The organism is uncultured Plantibacter sp., assembly GCF_963518075.1.
GTDB lineage: Bacteria > Actinomycetota > Actinomycetes > Actinomycetales > Microbacteriaceae > Plantibacter > Plantibacter flavus_A.
On the sequence record NZ_CAUQHZ010000017.1, the window covers coordinates 1 to 15,962 of the forward strand.

Below are 15,962 nucleotides of genomic sequence, written 5' to 3' on the forward strand. Positions count from 1 at the left end.
GCATCAAGAAGGTCTCCGGAACGCTGAAGCTCGAGCTGGCGCAGTACCGCTCGCTTGAGGCCTTCGCGATGTTCGCCTCCGACCTCGACGCTGCCAGCCGCCGTCAGCTCGCCCGTGGCGCTCGCCTGACCGAGCTGCTCAAGCAGCCGCAGTACTCGCCATACCCCGTCGAGGAGCAGGTCGTCTCGATCTGGGCCGGAACCAAGGGCAAGCTGGACGATGTCCCGGTCGAGGACGTCCTCCGCTTCGAGCGCGAACTGCTCGACTACCTGGGTCGGAACACCGAGGTCCTCACCACGCTGCGCGACACGAACGTGCTCGACGACGACACCGTCTCGAAGCTCGATGCCGCTGTCGACCAGTTCAAGCTCGAGTTCCAGACGGGCGAGGGCGCTGCCCTCGGTTCGGAGCAGGTCGAGGAGCTCCCGGTTGAAGACGTCAACCAGGAGAAGATCGTGAAGGGTCGCCGCTAGTCCATGGGCGCTCAACTCCGGGTCTACACGCAGAAGATCAAGTCTGCGCAGACGACCAAGAAGATCACGAAGGCGATGGAGCTCATCGCCGCGTCGCGCATCCAGAAGGCGCAGGCGCGGGTGGCGGCATCCGGACCCTATTCTCGTGCGATCACTCGTGCCGTGTCCGCCGTCGCGACGTACTCCAACGTCGACCACGTGCTCACGACCGAGCCGGAGAAGGTTGAGCGGGCTGCGGTCGTCGTGTTCGCATCCGACCGAGGCCTCGCCGGCGCCTTCAACTCGCAGGTCCTCCGTGAGGCCGCCGAGCTGACCGAGCTCCTGCGCAGCCAGGGCAAGGACGTCACGCACTACCTCGTGGGCCGGAAGGCCGTCGCCTACTTCACGTTCCGACGGATGCAGGCTGCAGGGGAGTGGGTCGGCAACACGGAGAACCCCGACTTCGCGACGGCGCAGGAGATCAGCGAGTCCATCCTCAAGGCGTTCCTCACGGACGCCTCCGAGGGTGGCGTCGACGAGATCCACATCGTCTACAACCGCCTCGTGAGCATGATGACGCAGACCCCCGAGGTCGTCCGTCTCCTGCCGCTCGAGGTCGTCGAAGGCGTCGAGGAGCCCACCGACACCGCTGTGCTGCCGCTGTACGAGTTCGAGCCGGATGCCGAGAGCGTGCTCGATGCGCTGCTCCCGAACTACATCGAGAGCCGGATCTTCAACGCGCTGTTGCAGTCCTCCGCCGCGAAGCACGCCGCGACGCAGAAGGCGATGAAGTCGGCCAGCGACAACGCCGACAAGCTCATCACCGACTACACCCGCCTCCGCAACAACGCGAGGCAGGCCGAGATCACCCAGCAGATTTCCGAAATCGTTGGCGGCGCAGACGCGCTCTCGTCCTAGTCATCGCAACACGCACACGTATCTGTAGAGACAGAGAAGAGAAGAACATGACTCCCACCGCAACTGCCGAGCAGGGCGCTGCAGAGGTGAAGGCCGGCGCCGTCGGCCGCATCTCCCGCGTCACCGGCCCGGTCGTCGACATCGAGTTCCCGCACGACGCGATCCCGGGCATCTACAACGCCCTGAAGACCAGCGTCGTGATCGGCGAGCAGACGATGGTCCTCACGCTCGAGGTCGCACAGCACCTCGGCGACGACCTCGTGCGCGCCATCGCCCTGAACCCGACGGACGGCCTCGTCCGAGGCCAGGAGGTCACCGACACGGGTTCGCCCATCTCGGTGCCCGTCGGCGACGTCACCAAGGGCAAGGTCTTCAACGTCATCGGCGAGGTGCTCAACGCCGAGCCCGGCGAGCAGATCGAGATCACCGAGCGCTGGCCGATCCACCGCCAGCCGCCGTCGTTCGACCAGCTCGAGTCGAAGACGCAGCTCTTCGAGACCGGCATCAAGGTCATCGACCTCCTGACGCCGTACGTCCTCGGTGGCAAGATCGGTCTCTTCGGTGGTGCCGGTGTCGGCAAGACCGTCCTCATCCAGGAGATGATTCAGCGCGTCGCGCAGGACCACGGTGGTGTGTCGGTGTTCGCCGGTGTCGGTGAGCGCACCCGTGAGGGCAACGACCTCATCCACGAGATGGAGGAGGCGGGTGTCTTCGAGAAGACGGCCCTCGTGTTCGGCCAGATGGACGAGCCGCCGGGAACGCGTCTCCGGGTCGCCCTCTCGGCGCTGACGATGGCGGAGTACTTCCGCGATGTCCAGAAGCAGGACGTGCTGCTCTTCATCGACAACATCTTCCGCTTCACCCAGGCCGGTTCCGAGGTGTCGACCCTGCTCGGTCGCATGCCGTCCGCCGTGGGTTACCAGCCGAACCTCGCCGACGAGATGGGTCTCCTCCAGGAGCGCATCACCTCGACGCGTGGTCACTCCATCACCTCGCTGCAGGCGATCTACGTCCCCGCGGACGACTACACCGACCCGGCACCGGCGACCACCTTCGCGCACCTCGATGCGACGACCGAGCTCTCCCGTGAGATCGCGTCGAAGGGTCTGTACCCGGCCGTCGACCCGCTGACCTCGACGAGCCGTATCCTCGACCCCCGCTACCTGGGTGCCGATCACTACCGCGTCGCCACCACGGTCAAGCAGATCCTCCAGAAGAACAAGGAACTGCAGGAGATCATCGCCATCCTCGGTGTCGACGAGCTCTCCGAGGAAGACAAGATCACGGTGTCGCGTGCGCGCCGGATCCAGCAGTTCCTCTCGCAGAACACCTACATGGCGAAGAAGTTCACCGGTGTCGAGGGTTCGACCGTTCCGCTCAAGGAGACGATCGAGTCGTTCGACGCCATCGCCAAGGGTGAGTTCGACCACGTGGCCGAGCAGGCCTTCTTCAACGTCGGTGCCATCTCCGACGTCGAAGAGAAGTGGGCTCAGATCCAGAAGGAGAACGGCTAGTCATGGCCTCCGCTCCTCTGACCGTGAGCGTCGTCGCGGCCGACCACGAAGTGTGGTCGGGCCCGGCACGCCAGCTGATCGCGAAGACCGTCGACGGCGAGATCGGAATCCTGCCCGGCCACGAGCCGATGCTGGCCATCCTCGCCGCCGGTGAGGTCCGTGTCACGCTCGAAGACGGCTCGAAGATCGTCGCGAACGCTGAAGACGGCTTCCTGTCGGTCGAGAACAACACCGTCACCGTCGTGGCCGGCAACGCCACGCTCGTGACCAGCTCCTGATTCGGTGCTGATCCTCCTTCCCCCTTCGGAGACGAAGCGGGACGGCGGCGACGGACGAGCCCTGGACACCGCCCTGCTGCGGTTTCCAGGGCTCTCCTCGTCCCGGAACGATTGCCTCGACGCCCTGGTGTCGCTCGCCGCCGATGAGGCTGCGACGGTGAAGGCTCTGAAGCTCGGTCCCAAGCAGCTCGGCGAGGTCCAGCGCAACCGCGTGGCGGCGACGTCCGCGACGATGCCGGCGATCGACCGGTACACGGGGGTGCTGTACGACGCGCTCGAAGCCGCCACACTCCCAGCAGACGCCCGACGCTTCGCCGCTCGGCACCTGGTCGTGCACTCGGCGTTGCTCGGCCCGGTCGGCGCGCTCGATCCCATTCCGGCCTATCGGCTCTCCCACGACTCCAGGCTCCCGGGGTTCGTGCTCAAGCGGCACTGGGCGGGGCCCGTCGCCCGCGAGTTGAACGCCGTCCCGGGTGTCCTGTTGGACCTGCGCTCGGAAGGCTACGCGGCGCTCGGGCCGTTGTCGGACCGCGTCGGTGCCGTTTACCTGCGCGTGCTCACGGTCGGCGACGATGGCCGCCGTCGCGCGCTCAACCACTTCAACAAGCAGGGCAAGGGCCGTTTCACCCGCGCGCTGTTGGAGGCCGGTGTCGACCACCCTGATGTCGACTCGTTGCTCGACTGGGCGCGATCGACCGGGTGGGTGCTCGACGTCCACGCCCGTGCCGACGACGGTCGGGTGACCGAGCTCGCCCTCGTCGTCTGACCCCTTCGGATCAGGGAGCGCTCTCCGAGCGCCAGCAGCCGACGAGGTGGTCGTCGACGAGCCCTCCGGACTGCATGAGGGCGTACATCGTCGTCGGGCCGACGAACCGGTAGCCGCGCTTCCGCAGGTGGGCGCTGAGCGCGGTGGACTCGGGGGTCACCGCAGGCACCTCGGTCCACTGGGCGAACCGGGCCGGCCGTGACGGGGGAGCGAAGCTCCAGAGGAGCTCGTCCAGGTCGTCGCCCAGCTCGAGGGCGGTGCGGGCATTGCCGATGACCGCGTTGATCTTCCCGCGGTGCCGGATGATCCGGGCGTCATCGAGCAGGCTCTCGACATCAGCCTCCGTCATGGCTGCGACGGCGTCGAGGTCGAAGCCGTGGAACCGTTCCCGGAAAGCCGGTCGCTTCCGAAGGATCGTGATCCAGGAGAGCCCCGCCTGGAACCCTTCGAGACTGATCTTCTCGAAGACCTGCCGCTGTCCGTGGAGCGGCACGCCCCACTCCTCGTCGTGATAGCGCTGGTACTCCGTGTCCGTCCCGGCCCAAGCGCAGCGGGTCAGGCCGTCGGTGCCGACGATGGTCGGGGAGACTGGACTCATCGGCGGTACGGGATCCCTTCGTGGTCGAGGAGCCAGCGTTTGGTGGCTGGTCCGTCTCCGCCAGAATAGCCCGTCACGATCCGCCCGGTTCCGAGGACGCGATGACAGGGGATGAGGAGCGCGATGGTGTTCGCCCGAACCGCCTGGCCGGCCGCCCGGCCGCCCTGCGGGGCACCGGCCGCGGCCGCGAGGGCGCCGTACCCGGTGGTGTCGCCGAACGGCACTTCGCCGAGCGCCGACCAGACCGCCTGCTGGAACGGCGTGCCGGTCGTGACGATCGGGAGGTCGAACACGGTGCGTCGTCCGCGGAAGTACTCGTCGATCTGCTCCGCGGCGTCGAGGAGGACCGCGGTGGGGCGTTCGTCCGTTCCGTCGAGCGGGAGTCGGCCGTGGCGTTCGAAGCGCACGGCTGAGACCGCGTCGTCGACGGAGCGGAGCTCGATCCGCCCCACCGGCGTCGGCATCCGGAGGAAGCCCTCGGCGGACGGGTCGGCGATGACGGAGCAGGGGAGTACGGGATCGGTGACGGTGAGGTGTGTGGTCATGCACCGAGCGTAGGAAGCCCGTGATCGGCGCGATGCGTCACACGGCCGTGACCGTGACGTCGGGGGCCGACGGGTGCCTGTGGAGGACGGTCGGGCTAGCCTGGACGCATGTCTGATCTCAGCTATCGCCCACTCGGTCGCAGCGGCCTCCTCGTCTCAGCGGTCGGCATCGGCTGCAACAATTTCGGCCGCGAGGGCACGGTCACCGAGAGCCTGGACGGCACGCGAGCCGTCGTCGACGCCGCGATCGACGCCGGAATCACCCTCGTCGACACCGCCGACATCTACGGCCGGGAGTACGGGCTGAGCGAACGACTCCTCGGGCAGGCGATCGCCGGACGGCGGGATGAGATCGTCCTCGCGACCAAGTTCGGCCATGTGGACTACGAGAGCCCGATCCCGAACTGGGGCGCCAAGGGCTCCCGTCGCTACGTGCGGCTCGCCGTCGAGGGTTCGCTCCGCCGCCTGGGCACCGACTGGATCGACCTCTACCAGCTGCACACCCCAGACCCGTTCACGCCCATCGAGGAGACGATCGCCGCCCTGGACGAACTCGTCCACGAGGGGAAGATCCGCTACGCCGGCCACTCGAACTTCGCCGGTTGGCAGCTGACCGAGGCGGACTGGGCGGCTCGCACCGCCGGCCACCCGGCCTTCATCTCGGCCCAGAACGAGTACAGCCTGCTCGTCCGGGGCGCCGAGCGCGAGCTGTTCCCGGCCATGCGCGCCGCCGGCGTCGGCTTCCTTCCGTATTTCCCGCTCTACAACGGCCTGTTCACGGGGAAGTTCTCCCGCGACGGCGGGCCGGCGGACAGCCGCATCATGCGCCAGCGCAAGCACCTGCTCGACACGGCGCCCTGGGACGCGATCGAGGCCTACCAGGCCTTCTGCGACGAACGCGGTATTTCCATGCTGGAGGCGACGTTCGGCTGGTTGCTCGCCCAGGACGGGCTCTCGAGTGTCATCGCCGGCGCGACCACTCCGGGGCAGATCCGCGCGAACGCCGCGGCCGGTTCGGCGTGGTCGCCGACCGCCGAGGAAGCGGCCTGGATCTCGGACCGCTTCCCCGTCGGTTGAGCCGCCTGGTCAGTCCTTCGAGCGGCGCTGCTTCGGGTCCTGCTGCTGCGGGTCCGGGGACGGGGCCGATGTTCCCGGGGCGTCCGGGGAGGCGAGCTGCCGGAGGTCGAGCTGGGCGGTCATCGTCCCGAAGTGCTCCGTGACCTGTTCGGAGACCTGATCGGACAGCTGTTCGCTCACGTCCGCTGACACGCTCTCGGTGAGCTCTGCGGCGAACAGGCGACGTTTCGCCCGCTGCTCCCGTCGCACCTCGATGCCGAATGCCTTGAACGAGGAGACGCACATGAGGATGATCACGACGCTGAACGGCAGCGCCGTGATGATGGCCGCCGTCTGCATCGACGCGAGCCCGCCCGCGATGAGCAGCGAGATGGCCAGGAGGCTCGTCACGAGTGCCCAGGCGATCCGGACCCGGTTCCGCGGCTCCGTGCCGCCGGTGGTGAGCATGCCCATCACGAGCGATCCCGAGTCGGCCGAGGTCACGAAGAACAGGAGGATCAGCAGCAGGGCGCCGACGGTCGCGATCGGTCCGCCGGGGAGGCCTGCGAGCATGTTGAACAGGGCGGTGTTGAGATCCACCGGGCCGTCGGCACCGCTGAAGTCACGACCCTCGAGCGACTGCATGATGGCGGTGCCACCGAGCACGGCGAACCAGAGGAAGGTGACGAGGGTCGGGACGAGCAGGACGCCGAGCACGAACTGCCGCACGGTGCGCCCCTTCGAGATGCGGGCGATGAAGACGCCGACGAAGGGCGCCCACGACATCCACCATCCCCAGTAGAAGGTCGTCCACGAGGACTGCCAGGCCTCGCCCGCAGCACCCTGGTACGCGGAGACGTTGAAGGTGAGTCCGACCACGTTCTGGAGGTAGGCGCCCATCGACTGCACCCATTCGCGCAGGAGGAACAGCGTCGGGCCGGCGAACAGGACGAAGAACAGGAGGAGCCCGGCGAGGATGAGGTTGGTGTTCGAGAGCCACTTCATGCCCTTGTGCACACCGGAGACGAGGGAGAAGATCGTGACCCCGGTGATCACGAGGATGAGGATGACCTGGGTGAGGATGTTCGGCTCGGCGATGCCCGTGTAGCCGAGTCCAGCAGAGATCTGCAGCACACCGAGTCCGAGTGAGGTCGCGACGCCGAAGACGGTGCCGATGACGGCGATGGTGTCGATCGCGTTGCCCCAGCCGCCCTGCACGCGCTTACCGAGGAGCGGTTCGATCGCCCAGCGGATCGACATCGGTCGTCCCTTCCGGTGCACGGCGTAGGCCAGGGCCACGCCGACGACCGCATAGATCGACCAAGCGTGAAGGCCCCAGTGCAGGTACGTCTGACTCATCGCCTGCTGGGCGAGGGACTGCTCGGACCCCGTGACGCCGGGACGCGGCTCGAGGAAGTGCGTCAACGGTTCACCGACGCCGTAGAAGACGAGGCCGATGCCCATGCCGGCGGCGAAGAGCATGGAGAACCAGGACAGGAGCGAGAACTCCGGTTCGTCGTCGTCCTTGCCGAGCTTGATGTCGCCGAACTTCGACACGGCGAAGACGATCGCCACGATGACGAAGGCCGCGACGAGGAGGACGTAGTACCACCCGAGGCCACCGATGATGCCGGACTGGATCGCGTTGAAGACGGACTCTGCCTGCTTCGGAAGCAGGATCGAGAACAGCGCGACACCGAGGATGATCACGAGGGAGGGCCCGAGCACCCAGGGGATGACCTTCGCGGGGGCGTCACCGGCCGCCGCGTCGGAGGTGGGGATGGTCTTCGTGCTCACGTGTGCGCTCCTCGGGCCGTGCGGGCGACCCTGCGTCGCCCCGATCATCAAGGGTAGGGAGCAGCGGCGATCCGGACAACGTTGCGGTGGGGGCCCTGGTGTGCAGTCCCAGTGGGCGGGTCGCTCGCGGAGCTCGGCGCGTCGTGGGGCCGTCCATGCGGCCACTGAGCGAATCCGTCCCCCACTCGGGGCACGGATTCGCGGGAATCGACACCGCACCGCAGGAATGTCGGGCACAATTGCGGATGACCATGCAGGAGGATCCGTGCCGAGAACGCCCCGCGACCGACGACGTACCCGGACGGCCGTCGCCCTCGGCGTCGTCGCCGTCCTCCTCGCCGGCGGTGCACTCGCGGTGTCGCTCGTGAGCCGTGTCCCGAACGCCGCCGCCGGCCCGTTCGACGGAGCGCAGTTGTACGTCGATCCGTCCTCGCTGGCCGCTCGCGCCGCCGCGGCCGGCCCGGCGGACGCGACCGAGGAACCGACGAGTTCCGCCACGGCCGGGACGAGCGGCGGTTCAAGCGGCGACCCGACCGATGTCGCCCAACAGCTCGCAGCGGCGGAGCGGCTCGCGGCGGAGCCGACCGCGATCTGGCTCGTGCCGGAGCGCTACCCGATGGGAACCGTCCGGGACACCGTCTCCGAGATCGTCCGGTCCGCGGAACGCTCCGGTTCCATGCCGGTCTTCACGGTCTACGGCATCCCGGAGCGGGATTGCGGCAACCAGTCCGCAGGTGGGCTGTCGAGTGACGAGTACCAGGACTGGGTCGCCGAGATCGTCGCCGCCGTCGCGGATCACCGCGTCGCCGTGATCCTCGAACCGGATGCCGTCGCGCTTGCACCGGACTGCGGTGACCGCACCGCGCGGATGCGGCAACTGGCAGCCGCGACCGAGCAGTTCGCGGACGCAACCGTCCCCGTCTACCTCGACGGTGGGCACTCCGACTGGCGTCCGCCCGCCGAGATGGCCGAGCTCCTCCGGGAAGCCGGTGTCGCCGACGCCACCGGCTTCGCCACCAACGTCTCCAACTACAACACGACCGAGGACGAGATCGCCTATGCGGAGGAGCTGAGCGGCCTCCTCGACGGCGCCCATTACGTGATCGACACCTCTCGGAACGGCAGCGGCTCGAACGGCGAGTGGTGCAATCCGTCCGGCCGGACGGTGGGACAACAGCCCCTCACCGCGCAGGCCGAACACCTCGACGCGAACCTCTGGGTGAAAGCCCCCGGAGAGAGCGACGGAGCGTGCAACGGTGGCCCCCTTGCTGGGGTATGGTGGCCGGAGCAGGCCGTGCAACTGGCCAAGGGATTCAGCGCGTGGTGAGTCGGGACCGGCCACATCCGGCACGTCGCTGACGGGTGGAACGGGTAGGGGCATCGTGACCGAAGAGCTGAGCGAACGTCGTACCGCGGTCGTCATCGAAGACGACGCGGACATCCGCCAACTGCTCGAGACCGTCCTGGAGCAGGCCGGCTTCGAGACGGTGTCCGCAGCGAACGGTCTCGACGGAGTGGAGGCGGTCCGGACGCACAACCCCCTCGTCACGACCCTCGACGTCAGCATGCCGGGTATCGACGGGTTCGAGGCTGCCAAGCGCATCCGCGCCATCAGTTCCACCTACATCGTCATGCTCACCGCGCGCGGCGACGAGATCGACACCCTGCAGGGCCTCGACTCCGGCGCCGACGACTACATGACCAAGCCGTTCCGTCCGCGCGAGCTCCGTGCCCGCATCGAGGCGATGCTCCGTCGGCCTCGCGCGAACGGGGATGCTCCGGCCGTCGCCGCTGTGGCACCGGCACAACCGGCTCCGACCGCGGTGGCGCCGGCTGCAGCCGCTCCGGCCGCGCCGGCCCAGGTCGCCACGCCGCCGCTGCAGCAGCAGATGTCGTCGCCCGACCCCACGATCGTGCACGAGACCGTCGCGCGTCATGTCGCGCCCGTCGGTCAGTCGGTCGTCCCGATCATCATGCAACCGGCCGCCGCGGCGCCTGACGACGGCGAGGGGTGGCTCGTCCACCGCGGTCTGAAGCTCAGCTCGGCGACCCGCATCGTCGAGGTCGACGGCACCGAAGTGGACCTCACCCGGAGCGAGTTCGACCTGTTGCAGGCACTGATGGAGTCCCGTCGTCGGGTGCGCAGCAAGGCTGATCTCGCGCTCATGCTCCGTGGCGAGAGTTACATCACGGCCTACTACGTCAGCGAAGCCGACAAGCGTGCGATCGAGGTGCATCTCGCCAACCTGCGACGGAAGCTCGCGGACAGCACGGTGGCGCCGCGGTTCATCGAGACGGTACGCGGCGTCGGCTACCGCATGACCTCCGACGACTGAGAACGCCGCGGTCCCGACCGCGACGCAGGCTCACCGGCGACGAACGACGCCGGGTGGCCGGAGCTCAGGATTCCGCCGCGTCCGCCGCGTCGAGTTCGAGCAGCCGGTCGCAGCTCCGACGGCCGGCCTCGTCGAGCGCGCCGTGGATCTCGCGCGCGCGTTCGAACTGCCCCTGCTCGATCGCCCGGAGCCCGGCACTCGCGAGTCCGGACACCCCGATCACGCCGAGCATGACGCTGGAGGAGCGGATGCTCAGGAGCACGACCTTGGCCTCGTCGGCGTCGTCGGCGTCGAGAGCCGCTCGCAGACGCGCCAGACGGATGGGCCACATCTCGACGTAGGTCTGGACGAAGCGACGACGACTGCGCAGGTCGCCCGAGAGTTCTCGGAGCAACCTGCGCAGTTCGTCGGCGTCGACCGTGCCCGGGTCGGGGGAGGTCACACCCGGTAGCCGCGCTGACGACGGATGAGCTTGCCGAACATGCTGAGCGTCTGCAGCACGGTGATGACGCCGAGGACCGGCCAGCCCGCCCAGAGGATCGTGGACTGGACGACGGGGGAGAGCTGGGTCCAGGCTGCGACGATGGCGATGATGGCGGCGAGGACGAACAGGAGCGGCGCGAGGTGCGCGTTGCCCGAGCCTCGCTCGGCCTTCGCCTGCTCGGCCCAGTTGTCGACCTTCTTGTTCGACGCGAACTTCGACCAGGCTCGGATGAAGTGCCCCATGCGGATCCACATGTAGAACTCGGCCGGGAAGACGAGGACCGCGAAGAGGATGTCGCGCACGTTCCGCTTCTTCATCGACAGCGCGATACGCAGGTTGAGGAGGATCGCGATCAGCGGTGGGATGAGCCACACCGGGCTGAACACGAAGGCGTGGATCGACAGCGAGCCGGCGAGCAGCACGACGAAGAGGATGCGCGTGACCATGTTGAGGAGCATCTCCGCGTTCTCGAGCCACCGCAGTCGGAGGTTCGGGTGGAGCGGCTGTCCCTTGGTGTCGCCGCGCTGGCCGGGCCACATGAGCTCGATCGCGCCGTAGTTCCACTTGACCTGCTGGGCGTCGAGCGAGCGGACGGTGGTCATGCCACCGACGTCGGCACGGGCGCGGGCGCTGATCTTCGTGAGGTAGCCCGCGCTCTTGATCTGCAGCGACAGGAGCGAGTCCTCCACCTCGGAGTCCTTGACCCACGGGGTGGACTGGTGGTTCTGCTCCATGGCGTCGCGCAGCGCCTGGACGGAGAAGATCGAGTACTGTCCGCCGAGCACGGCCATGTTGCGGCCCCGGAGCATGTTCTGCATGTTGAACGCGGCGAACTGTGTGCGCTGGCCGGCGATGAGGAACGCCGGGACGATCTGCTTCTTGAACGGCTCGTCATCGATCGAGAAAATTGCGGAGATGCCGCCGATGCGACTGTCCGAGACGATCTCGGCTTCGAGCGACTCGATCGCGGTCGGGTCGGCGACCGTGTCACCGTCGACGCCGAGCAGGTAGTCGTAGCCCTCGACGAGCGTGAAGCCGTAGTTGAGCGCGCCTACCTTCTTGTCGGGGTTCTTCCCGATGTCGTGGATGAACACCTCGGTGAACTGCTCGTAGCCGTCCTCGTCGACGCGGGAGTGCGGGCCGGCGTAGGGCGCGGCGACGTCCACCGACCGGTCCGTGGTGTTGTTGATGACCACGTGGATCACGTCGGGCATCCGCGTCTGCTCGAGGAGGGAGGCGAGCACGGCCGGCAGCGACTCCTCCTCGTTGTAGGCGGGGATGATGCACCCAATGGTCGCGCGGTACTCGGGGAGCGAGTTGACCGAGTCGATGAACTCGTTGGCGTACGCTTCAAGTTCGGGTGCGAGAAGCGGCTGCGTCTGAATGTACCGAGGGTCAGGCTGCTGGGCGTTGGGCCGAGCGTTGTCCGGTCGCGCTTCGAGTTCTGACATCAGGGGTCCTGTTCCGAGAGAGTCGAGTGCAGCGGGTCGCGCTGCAGTTGCAACTCTGCCGCGTTCGGCGCGGCTTTCGCGCGTGAATGCGATAGCGTCGCCTCAGGATTTCCTCAAGATTCGCCCTGGCCCCAGTTCGTGGGTCATGCGGACCCGCGAGGACCACTCGATCATCCCTCCGAAACCCGTCAGGAGTCTCATGTCGATCCACCCCAGCCCGGCCCGGAACCGGCGCGTGCAGCACGTGCTCCAGGCTGCGACCGCCGCCGTGCTCGTCCTCGGTCTGAGCGCGTGCGGTACGCCGCCCTGGGAGGAACCGGGTGCGCAGCCCACGACCTCGCCGAGCGCCTCGAAGACGCCGAGGCCCACGGTCAGCGCCATCACGAACGAGCTCGCGAGCGGCAGCGCCAAGCACACGCTGACCGCCGGAGCAGCGACCCTCACGGTCGACTACTGGTCCACCCTGTCGATGGACGCGTGGACCGCCGACGTCAACAAGCCCGTGAGCTTCTCGCTCAGCGGCGTGCTCAACCCCGACGACCTCCAGGCGCTCTACCTGTCGCGTGTGACGCTGACCACGACGGTCCACGGGCCGAAGGGGCAGCTAGAGTCGCCTGCGCCGTTCACCGACCAGTCGACGGTGGCGCCGGGATATCTCATCAAGGCGCCGTACAGCTACAGCCAGACGTTCGTCCTGCCCGAGGTGGACAGCGCGGCGACCGGCGTCACCTTGACGATCACCTACGAGCTGCTGGTGCAGGCGACGCCGACGTCCGCCGAGTATGCGAAGCAGACTGCGGTGGACACCCTCACGATCGCGATCGCCCCGCGCGCCTGACCGCAGTCCCGCGGAGCCGTCAGCGGCCCGTCGGCGACGATGAGGCGAGGACCGTGCGGTTCCCGCCGGCTGCCGCGGCACGCAGGCTGGCGTCGCCGGCGGCGCGCGTGAGGACGGCGACGTCGTATCCGAGGTAGTCGGTCAACGCGATCCCGATGCTCGCCGTCGGGCGCAGGCGCGGTGTGGTCTCGACGGGGTGGTCGAGCAGACCGTCCTGGATGCTCTTGGCCGCCTGGAGCGCGACGTCGGCATCCACCGCGGGGGTCGCGATCAGGAGACACCCGGCGCCGTCCTCGCCGATGTCGGAGAGCGTCGGACCGTATCGACGGACCGAGGAGATGAACCCCTCGGCGACCTCGCTGCTGAACGCCGCTCCGAACGCCGTCGTCATCTCATCGAGGTCGTCGAGTCGGACGTGGAGGATCGCGAGCTGCTCGTCGTGGAAGTTGGCCCGCTCCAGCCAGTCCTCGACGATGCGGACGAAGGACTCCTGGAGGAGGACGTCGTCACCCGTGTACGCGACGATGCTCCCGTGCCGTCGGCTCGCCGGCGCGGCCCGCTCCGCACGCAGTACTGAGAGCACCACGGTCGCGACGATCAGGAGCGCGATCAGCAGCAGCGAGGCGGCCACGGTCCCGAAGAGCGTCGTGAACAACGCACCGTCCGGCCCCTCCACGAGGAGTGTGATCAGCCGGGCTGCGAAGAACAGGGACGCGATGCCGAGCACGATGGTGAAGCCACGGGTGGTCGGGTTGTCCCGCATCGCGCCGACGAGCGTCTCCGCGGTGCCGAGGCCCGCGAACAGGGCGATGCACAGGAACGTCGCAGGCGCGCCCGCCCAGGGGCCTCCCGAGGGCCCGGCAGCGAGCGCGGCGACGATCGTGACCGCCGTTCCGATGAGCGAGACCCAGAGCAGACTCGATTTGCCGTTGAAGAGCCGTGCGCCGGACCACAGGGCGGCGATGCTCAGCACGTAGCCACCGTTCCCGGCGGCGGTCGCCCACCAGGCCTCCTGGCTGAGCGCGCTGACGACGTAGGAGAAGCTGGTGAACATCCCGGCCATGTAGGACACGGACCACACCCGCCCGCTCGCGTCGTCCTTCCGCATGAAGGTGTTGACGATGAACGTGGCGCCGCAGACGAAGATCACGAGCGCGTTGATCACCGCGACGGTCTCGCTGTCGAAGGTCATTCGGTGCCGCCTCTCGGAATACGGACCACCGCGGTCGTGCCCTCACCGAGCACGCTGTGGACGGTGAGGTCGCCGCCGTGCAAGCGGACGATGTCCCGACTGATCGCGAGGCCGAGACCGCTGCCGTGCACCGTGGAGTTGCGGACGAGGTCGGAGCGGAAGAACCGCTCGAAGAGCTTCGGCTGATCCTCATCGGAGATGCCGATGCCGGTGTCGCGCACGATGACCCAGGCGGTGTCGCCCTCCGCGGTGACGCCGACGCTCAGCTCCCCGCCGTCGCGGTTGTACTTGATGCCGTTCGAGAGCAGATTGTCGACGACCTGCCGGAGGCGGAACGGGTCGGCGAAGAGCGGCACGGTCTCCTCGTCGTGGCGCACGATGCTGATGCTCCGTTCGGCGGCCAGGTGCGCCAACGACTCGACCGACCGGTCGACGATCTCCCGAAGCTCGCACTCGGAGCGTTCGAGCACCATGGTCCGGTTCACGTCGCGCGAGGCGGCGAGGATGTCCGCGATGAGTTCGAGGAGTCGATCGCCGTTCGTCTGGGCGATCGTGAGCTGCTTCGCGACCCGCGGGGGGAGGCCGGGGTCGTCGAGGGCGAGGTCGAGGTAGCCGAGGATGGACGTCAGCGGCGTCCGGAGTTCGTGCGAGACGGAGGCGACCAGGTCGTCCCTGGCGCGGATCGCGTTGATCTCGCTCGTGACGTTGCGCGAGACGAGCACCGTGCCGTCGTATCCGCCTTCGTGGTCGTAGAGGCGGCGGGAGGTGAGGGCGAGGGCGATCCGCTCGGTGCCGGGGGCGCCGAGCCACACCGTGAGGTTCTCGAACTCCTCACCACGACGTGCGCGGATGTACGGCTTGTCCTGCGGCTGGAGGAGGGTCAGTCCGTCCTCGGCCCACACCGGGAGTGCAGGATTGACGTCGGACAGCTCGCCGACCTCGTCCTGCAGCCGCGTCTGGAACCGGTTCACCATCGCTCTGGCTCCGATGCGGTCGAAGCGGACGACGCCGAAGTTCACGGCGTTCAGGATCTCCGCGAGGCGGCTCTCCTGGTCTTGCGCGCGACCCAGGGCGGTCTCGAGCTGGCCGGCCTGCTTGTTCAGCAGCACGCGCTGCGCCTCCGTCCGCTTCGCCGTCATCGCGGTGGAGACGGCGACGAACGCGAGGACCGTCGGCAGGATGACGAGCGCCGGCAGGTTGGCGATCGTGATCTGGCCCGGTGTCATCGCCAGGGTGGACCAGCTCGACGTGCACACGAGCACGATGGCGGTGACGGCGCCGGCGAGGCCGAAGGCCGTCGCCATCCAGATGGTCGGGAAGACCCAGAGGAGGCCCGCACCGATCAGTGGCTCGCCCTGCCGGATGAGTGCGATGGCGATGATGTCGAGGATGGGAAGCACGATGAGCAGGCGCGGTGCCTGGTGCCAGGGCACGATCGGTGCGAGTGCCGTGGCGATGAACGCCAGGATCACGCCGACGTAGAACAGGACCGAGTTGTCGTCGACGCCTTGGAACAGGAGCGTGGCGAACAGGATCGCGACGACCGCGAGGCCGAAGAGCAGCTGTGGGAAGGCACTGTAGCCGGTCATCCGGCCGACGCGTCGGGGGACCTCGACCGCGTGCGGGCCCGTTCTCGTGGGGCCGGTGTCCGCGCGACCCGGTGCCGAGGCGGTGTCACCCGACGTCGACGGGCCGGACGGGGGAGTCCGTTCTCCGGTCGGCTTCGCGGGCATGGGT

15 protein-coding genes and 1 pseudogene are annotated in these 15,962 nt (G+C 68.1%); 9 read left to right on the top strand and 7 right to left on the bottom strand.

The annotated features are described in order from the left end of the window. The 5 genes and pseudogenes from RWN05_RS16130 to RWN05_RS16150 all read left to right on the top strand — a co-directional run. Nucleotides 1-473 (top strand): annotated as a pseudogene (locus RWN05_RS16130) (F0F1 ATP synthase subunit alpha); the annotation flags it as partial. A 3-nt stretch (nucleotides 474-476) separates the two neighbouring features. Next, nucleotides 477-1,370, top strand: coding sequence for a F0F1 ATP synthase subunit gamma (locus tag RWN05_RS16135; RefSeq protein ID WP_064295314.1), 894 nt, complete (start codon nucleotides 477-479; stop codon nucleotides 1,368-1,370). 47 nt (nucleotides 1,371-1,417) lie between these two features. After that, nucleotides 1,418-2,884 carry a F0F1 ATP synthase subunit beta gene (atpD, locus tag RWN05_RS16140; protein ID WP_064295315.1) on the top strand — a complete coding sequence of 489 codons (1,467 nt, stop codon included), beginning with the start codon at nucleotides 1,418-1,420 and terminating at the stop codon, nucleotides 2,882-2,884. A gap of 2 nt (nucleotides 2,885-2,886) precedes the next feature. Further along, complete coding sequence (locus RWN05_RS16145; protein WP_064295316.1) at nucleotides 2,887-3,162, top strand: F0F1 ATP synthase subunit epsilon; 276 nt, start codon at nucleotides 2,887-2,889, stop codon at nucleotides 3,160-3,162. Nucleotides 3,163-3,166: 4 nt separating this feature from the next. Further along, nucleotides 3,167-3,928: a peroxide stress protein YaaA gene (locus tag RWN05_RS16150; protein WP_314140296.1), complete on the top strand. Its 762-nt coding sequence runs from the start codon at nucleotides 3,167-3,169 to the stop codon at nucleotides 3,926-3,928. Nucleotides 3,929-3,938: 10 nt separating this feature from the next. On the opposite strand, the gene RWN05_RS16155 is transcribed toward RWN05_RS16150, so the two are convergent. Both RWN05_RS16155 and RWN05_RS16160 read right to left on the bottom strand, forming a co-directional pair. After that, nucleotides 3,939-4,526, bottom strand: coding sequence for a DNA-3-methyladenine glycosylase I (locus RWN05_RS16155; protein WP_064295318.1), 588 nt, complete (start codon nucleotides 4,524-4,526; stop codon nucleotides 3,939-3,941). Then, a complete protein-coding gene (locus RWN05_RS16160; RefSeq protein WP_314140297.1) occupies nucleotides 4,523-5,071 on the bottom strand; it encodes a methylated-DNA--[protein]-cysteine S-methyltransferase in 549 nt (182 codons plus the stop codon). The genes RWN05_RS16155 and RWN05_RS16160 overlap by 4 nt, the downstream gene beginning before the upstream one ends. Before the next feature lie 108 nt (nucleotides 5,072-5,179). Between RWN05_RS16160 and RWN05_RS16165 the strand changes: the two genes are divergently transcribed. Then, a complete protein-coding gene (locus tag RWN05_RS16165) occupies nucleotides 5,180-6,148 on the top strand; it encodes an aldo/keto reductase (RefSeq protein ID WP_314140298.1) in 969 nt (322 codons plus the stop codon). Nucleotides 6,149-6,157: 9 nt separating this feature from the next. Here the strand turns inward: RWN05_RS16165 and RWN05_RS16170 are convergent, their stop codons facing one another. Beyond that, complete coding sequence (locus RWN05_RS16170; RefSeq protein ID WP_399543103.1) at nucleotides 6,158-7,972, bottom strand: BCCT family transporter; 1,815 nt, start codon at nucleotides 7,970-7,972, stop codon at nucleotides 6,158-6,160. A 217-nt stretch (nucleotides 7,973-8,189) separates the two neighbouring features. Between RWN05_RS16170 and RWN05_RS16175 the strand changes: the two genes are divergently transcribed. Further along, complete coding sequence (locus RWN05_RS16175; RefSeq protein WP_071262364.1) at nucleotides 8,190-9,251, top strand: glycoside hydrolase family 6 protein; 1,062 nt, start codon at nucleotides 8,190-8,192, stop codon at nucleotides 9,249-9,251. A gap of 55 nt (nucleotides 9,252-9,306) precedes the next feature. Next, entirely contained in the window at nucleotides 9,307-10,260 is a 954-nt protein-coding gene (locus RWN05_RS16180; RefSeq protein WP_369808451.1) for a response regulator transcription factor, read from the top strand. Nucleotides 10,261-10,324: 64 nt separating this feature from the next. Here RWN05_RS16180 and RWN05_RS16185 read toward each other — a convergent pair whose 3' ends face one another. Both RWN05_RS16185 and RWN05_RS16190 read right to left on the bottom strand, forming a co-directional pair. Further along, nucleotides 10,325-10,702 (bottom strand): hypothetical protein, encoded by a 378-nt coding sequence (locus RWN05_RS16185; protein ID WP_314140300.1) that lies wholly within the window; start codon nucleotides 10,700-10,702, stop codon nucleotides 10,325-10,327. After that, nucleotides 10,699-12,195 (bottom strand): glycosyltransferase family 2 protein, encoded by a 1,497-nt coding sequence (locus RWN05_RS16190; protein WP_064295323.1) that lies wholly within the window; start codon nucleotides 12,193-12,195, stop codon nucleotides 10,699-10,701. The genes RWN05_RS16185 and RWN05_RS16190 overlap by 4 nt, the downstream gene beginning before the upstream one ends. Before the next feature lie 199 nt (nucleotides 12,196-12,394). Between RWN05_RS16190 and RWN05_RS16195 the strand changes: the two genes are divergently transcribed. Further along, nucleotides 12,395-13,033 carry a hypothetical protein gene (locus tag RWN05_RS16195; RefSeq protein WP_064295375.1) on the top strand — a complete coding sequence of 213 codons (639 nt, stop codon included), beginning with the start codon at nucleotides 12,395-12,397 and terminating at the stop codon, nucleotides 13,031-13,033. A gap of 19 nt (nucleotides 13,034-13,052) precedes the next feature. Here RWN05_RS16195 and RWN05_RS16200 read toward each other — a convergent pair whose 3' ends face one another. Together RWN05_RS16200 and RWN05_RS16205 are read right to left on the bottom strand one after the other, a co-directional pair. After that, nucleotides 13,053-14,225 (bottom strand): diguanylate cyclase domain-containing protein, encoded by a 1,173-nt coding sequence (locus RWN05_RS16200; RefSeq protein ID WP_314140301.1) that lies wholly within the window; start codon nucleotides 14,223-14,225, stop codon nucleotides 13,053-13,055. Continuing rightward, nucleotides 14,222-15,958, bottom strand: coding sequence for a HAMP domain-containing sensor histidine kinase (locus tag RWN05_RS16205; RefSeq protein WP_314140303.1), 1,737 nt, complete (start codon nucleotides 15,956-15,958; stop codon nucleotides 14,222-14,224). Before RWN05_RS16205 ends, RWN05_RS16200 begins: the two co-directional genes overlap by 4 nt. Between the last annotated feature and the right edge of the window lie 4 nt (nucleotides 15,959-15,962).

What these genes read in the sequence shown, in the direction of transcription:
- RWN05_RS16160 (WP_314140297.1), bottom strand. Translation starts at nt 5,071, where the DNA reads ATGACCACACACCTCACCGTCACCGATCCCGTACTCCCCTGCTCCGTC.
- RWN05_RS16200 (WP_314140301.1), bottom strand. Translation starts at nt 14,225, where the DNA reads ATGACCTTCGACAGCGAGACCGTCGCGGTGATCAACGCGCTCGTGATC.
- RWN05_RS16155 (WP_064295318.1), bottom strand. Translation starts at nt 4,526, where the DNA reads ATGAGTCCAGTCTCCCCGACCATCGTCGGCACCGACGGCCTGACCCGC.
- atpD (WP_064295315.1), top strand. Translation starts at nt 1,418, where the DNA reads ATGACTCCCACCGCAACTGCCGAGCAGGGCGCTGCAGAGGTGAAGGCC.
- RWN05_RS16165 (WP_314140298.1), top strand. Translation starts at nt 5,180, where the DNA reads ATGTCTGATCTCAGCTATCGCCCACTCGGTCGCAGCGGCCTCCTCGTC.
- RWN05_RS16205 (WP_314140303.1), bottom strand. Translation starts at nt 15,958, where the DNA reads ATGCCCGCGAAGCCGACCGGAGAACGGACTCCCCCGTCCGGCCCGTCG.
- RWN05_RS16190 (WP_064295323.1), bottom strand. Translation starts at nt 12,195, where the DNA reads ATGTCAGAACTCGAAGCGCGACCGGACAACGCTCGGCCCAACGCCCAG.
- RWN05_RS16195 (WP_064295375.1), top strand. Translation starts at nt 12,395, where the DNA reads ATGTCGATCCACCCCAGCCCGGCCCGGAACCGGCGCGTGCAGCACGTG.
- RWN05_RS16170 (WP_399543103.1), bottom strand. Translation starts at nt 7,972, where the DNA reads ATGATCGGGGCGACGCAGGGTCGCCCGCACGGCCCGAGGAGCGCACAC.
- RWN05_RS16135 (WP_064295314.1), top strand. Translation starts at nt 477, where the DNA reads ATGGGCGCTCAACTCCGGGTCTACACGCAGAAGATCAAGTCTGCGCAG.
- RWN05_RS16145 (WP_064295316.1), top strand. Translation starts at nt 2,887, where the DNA reads ATGGCCTCCGCTCCTCTGACCGTGAGCGTCGTCGCGGCCGACCACGAA.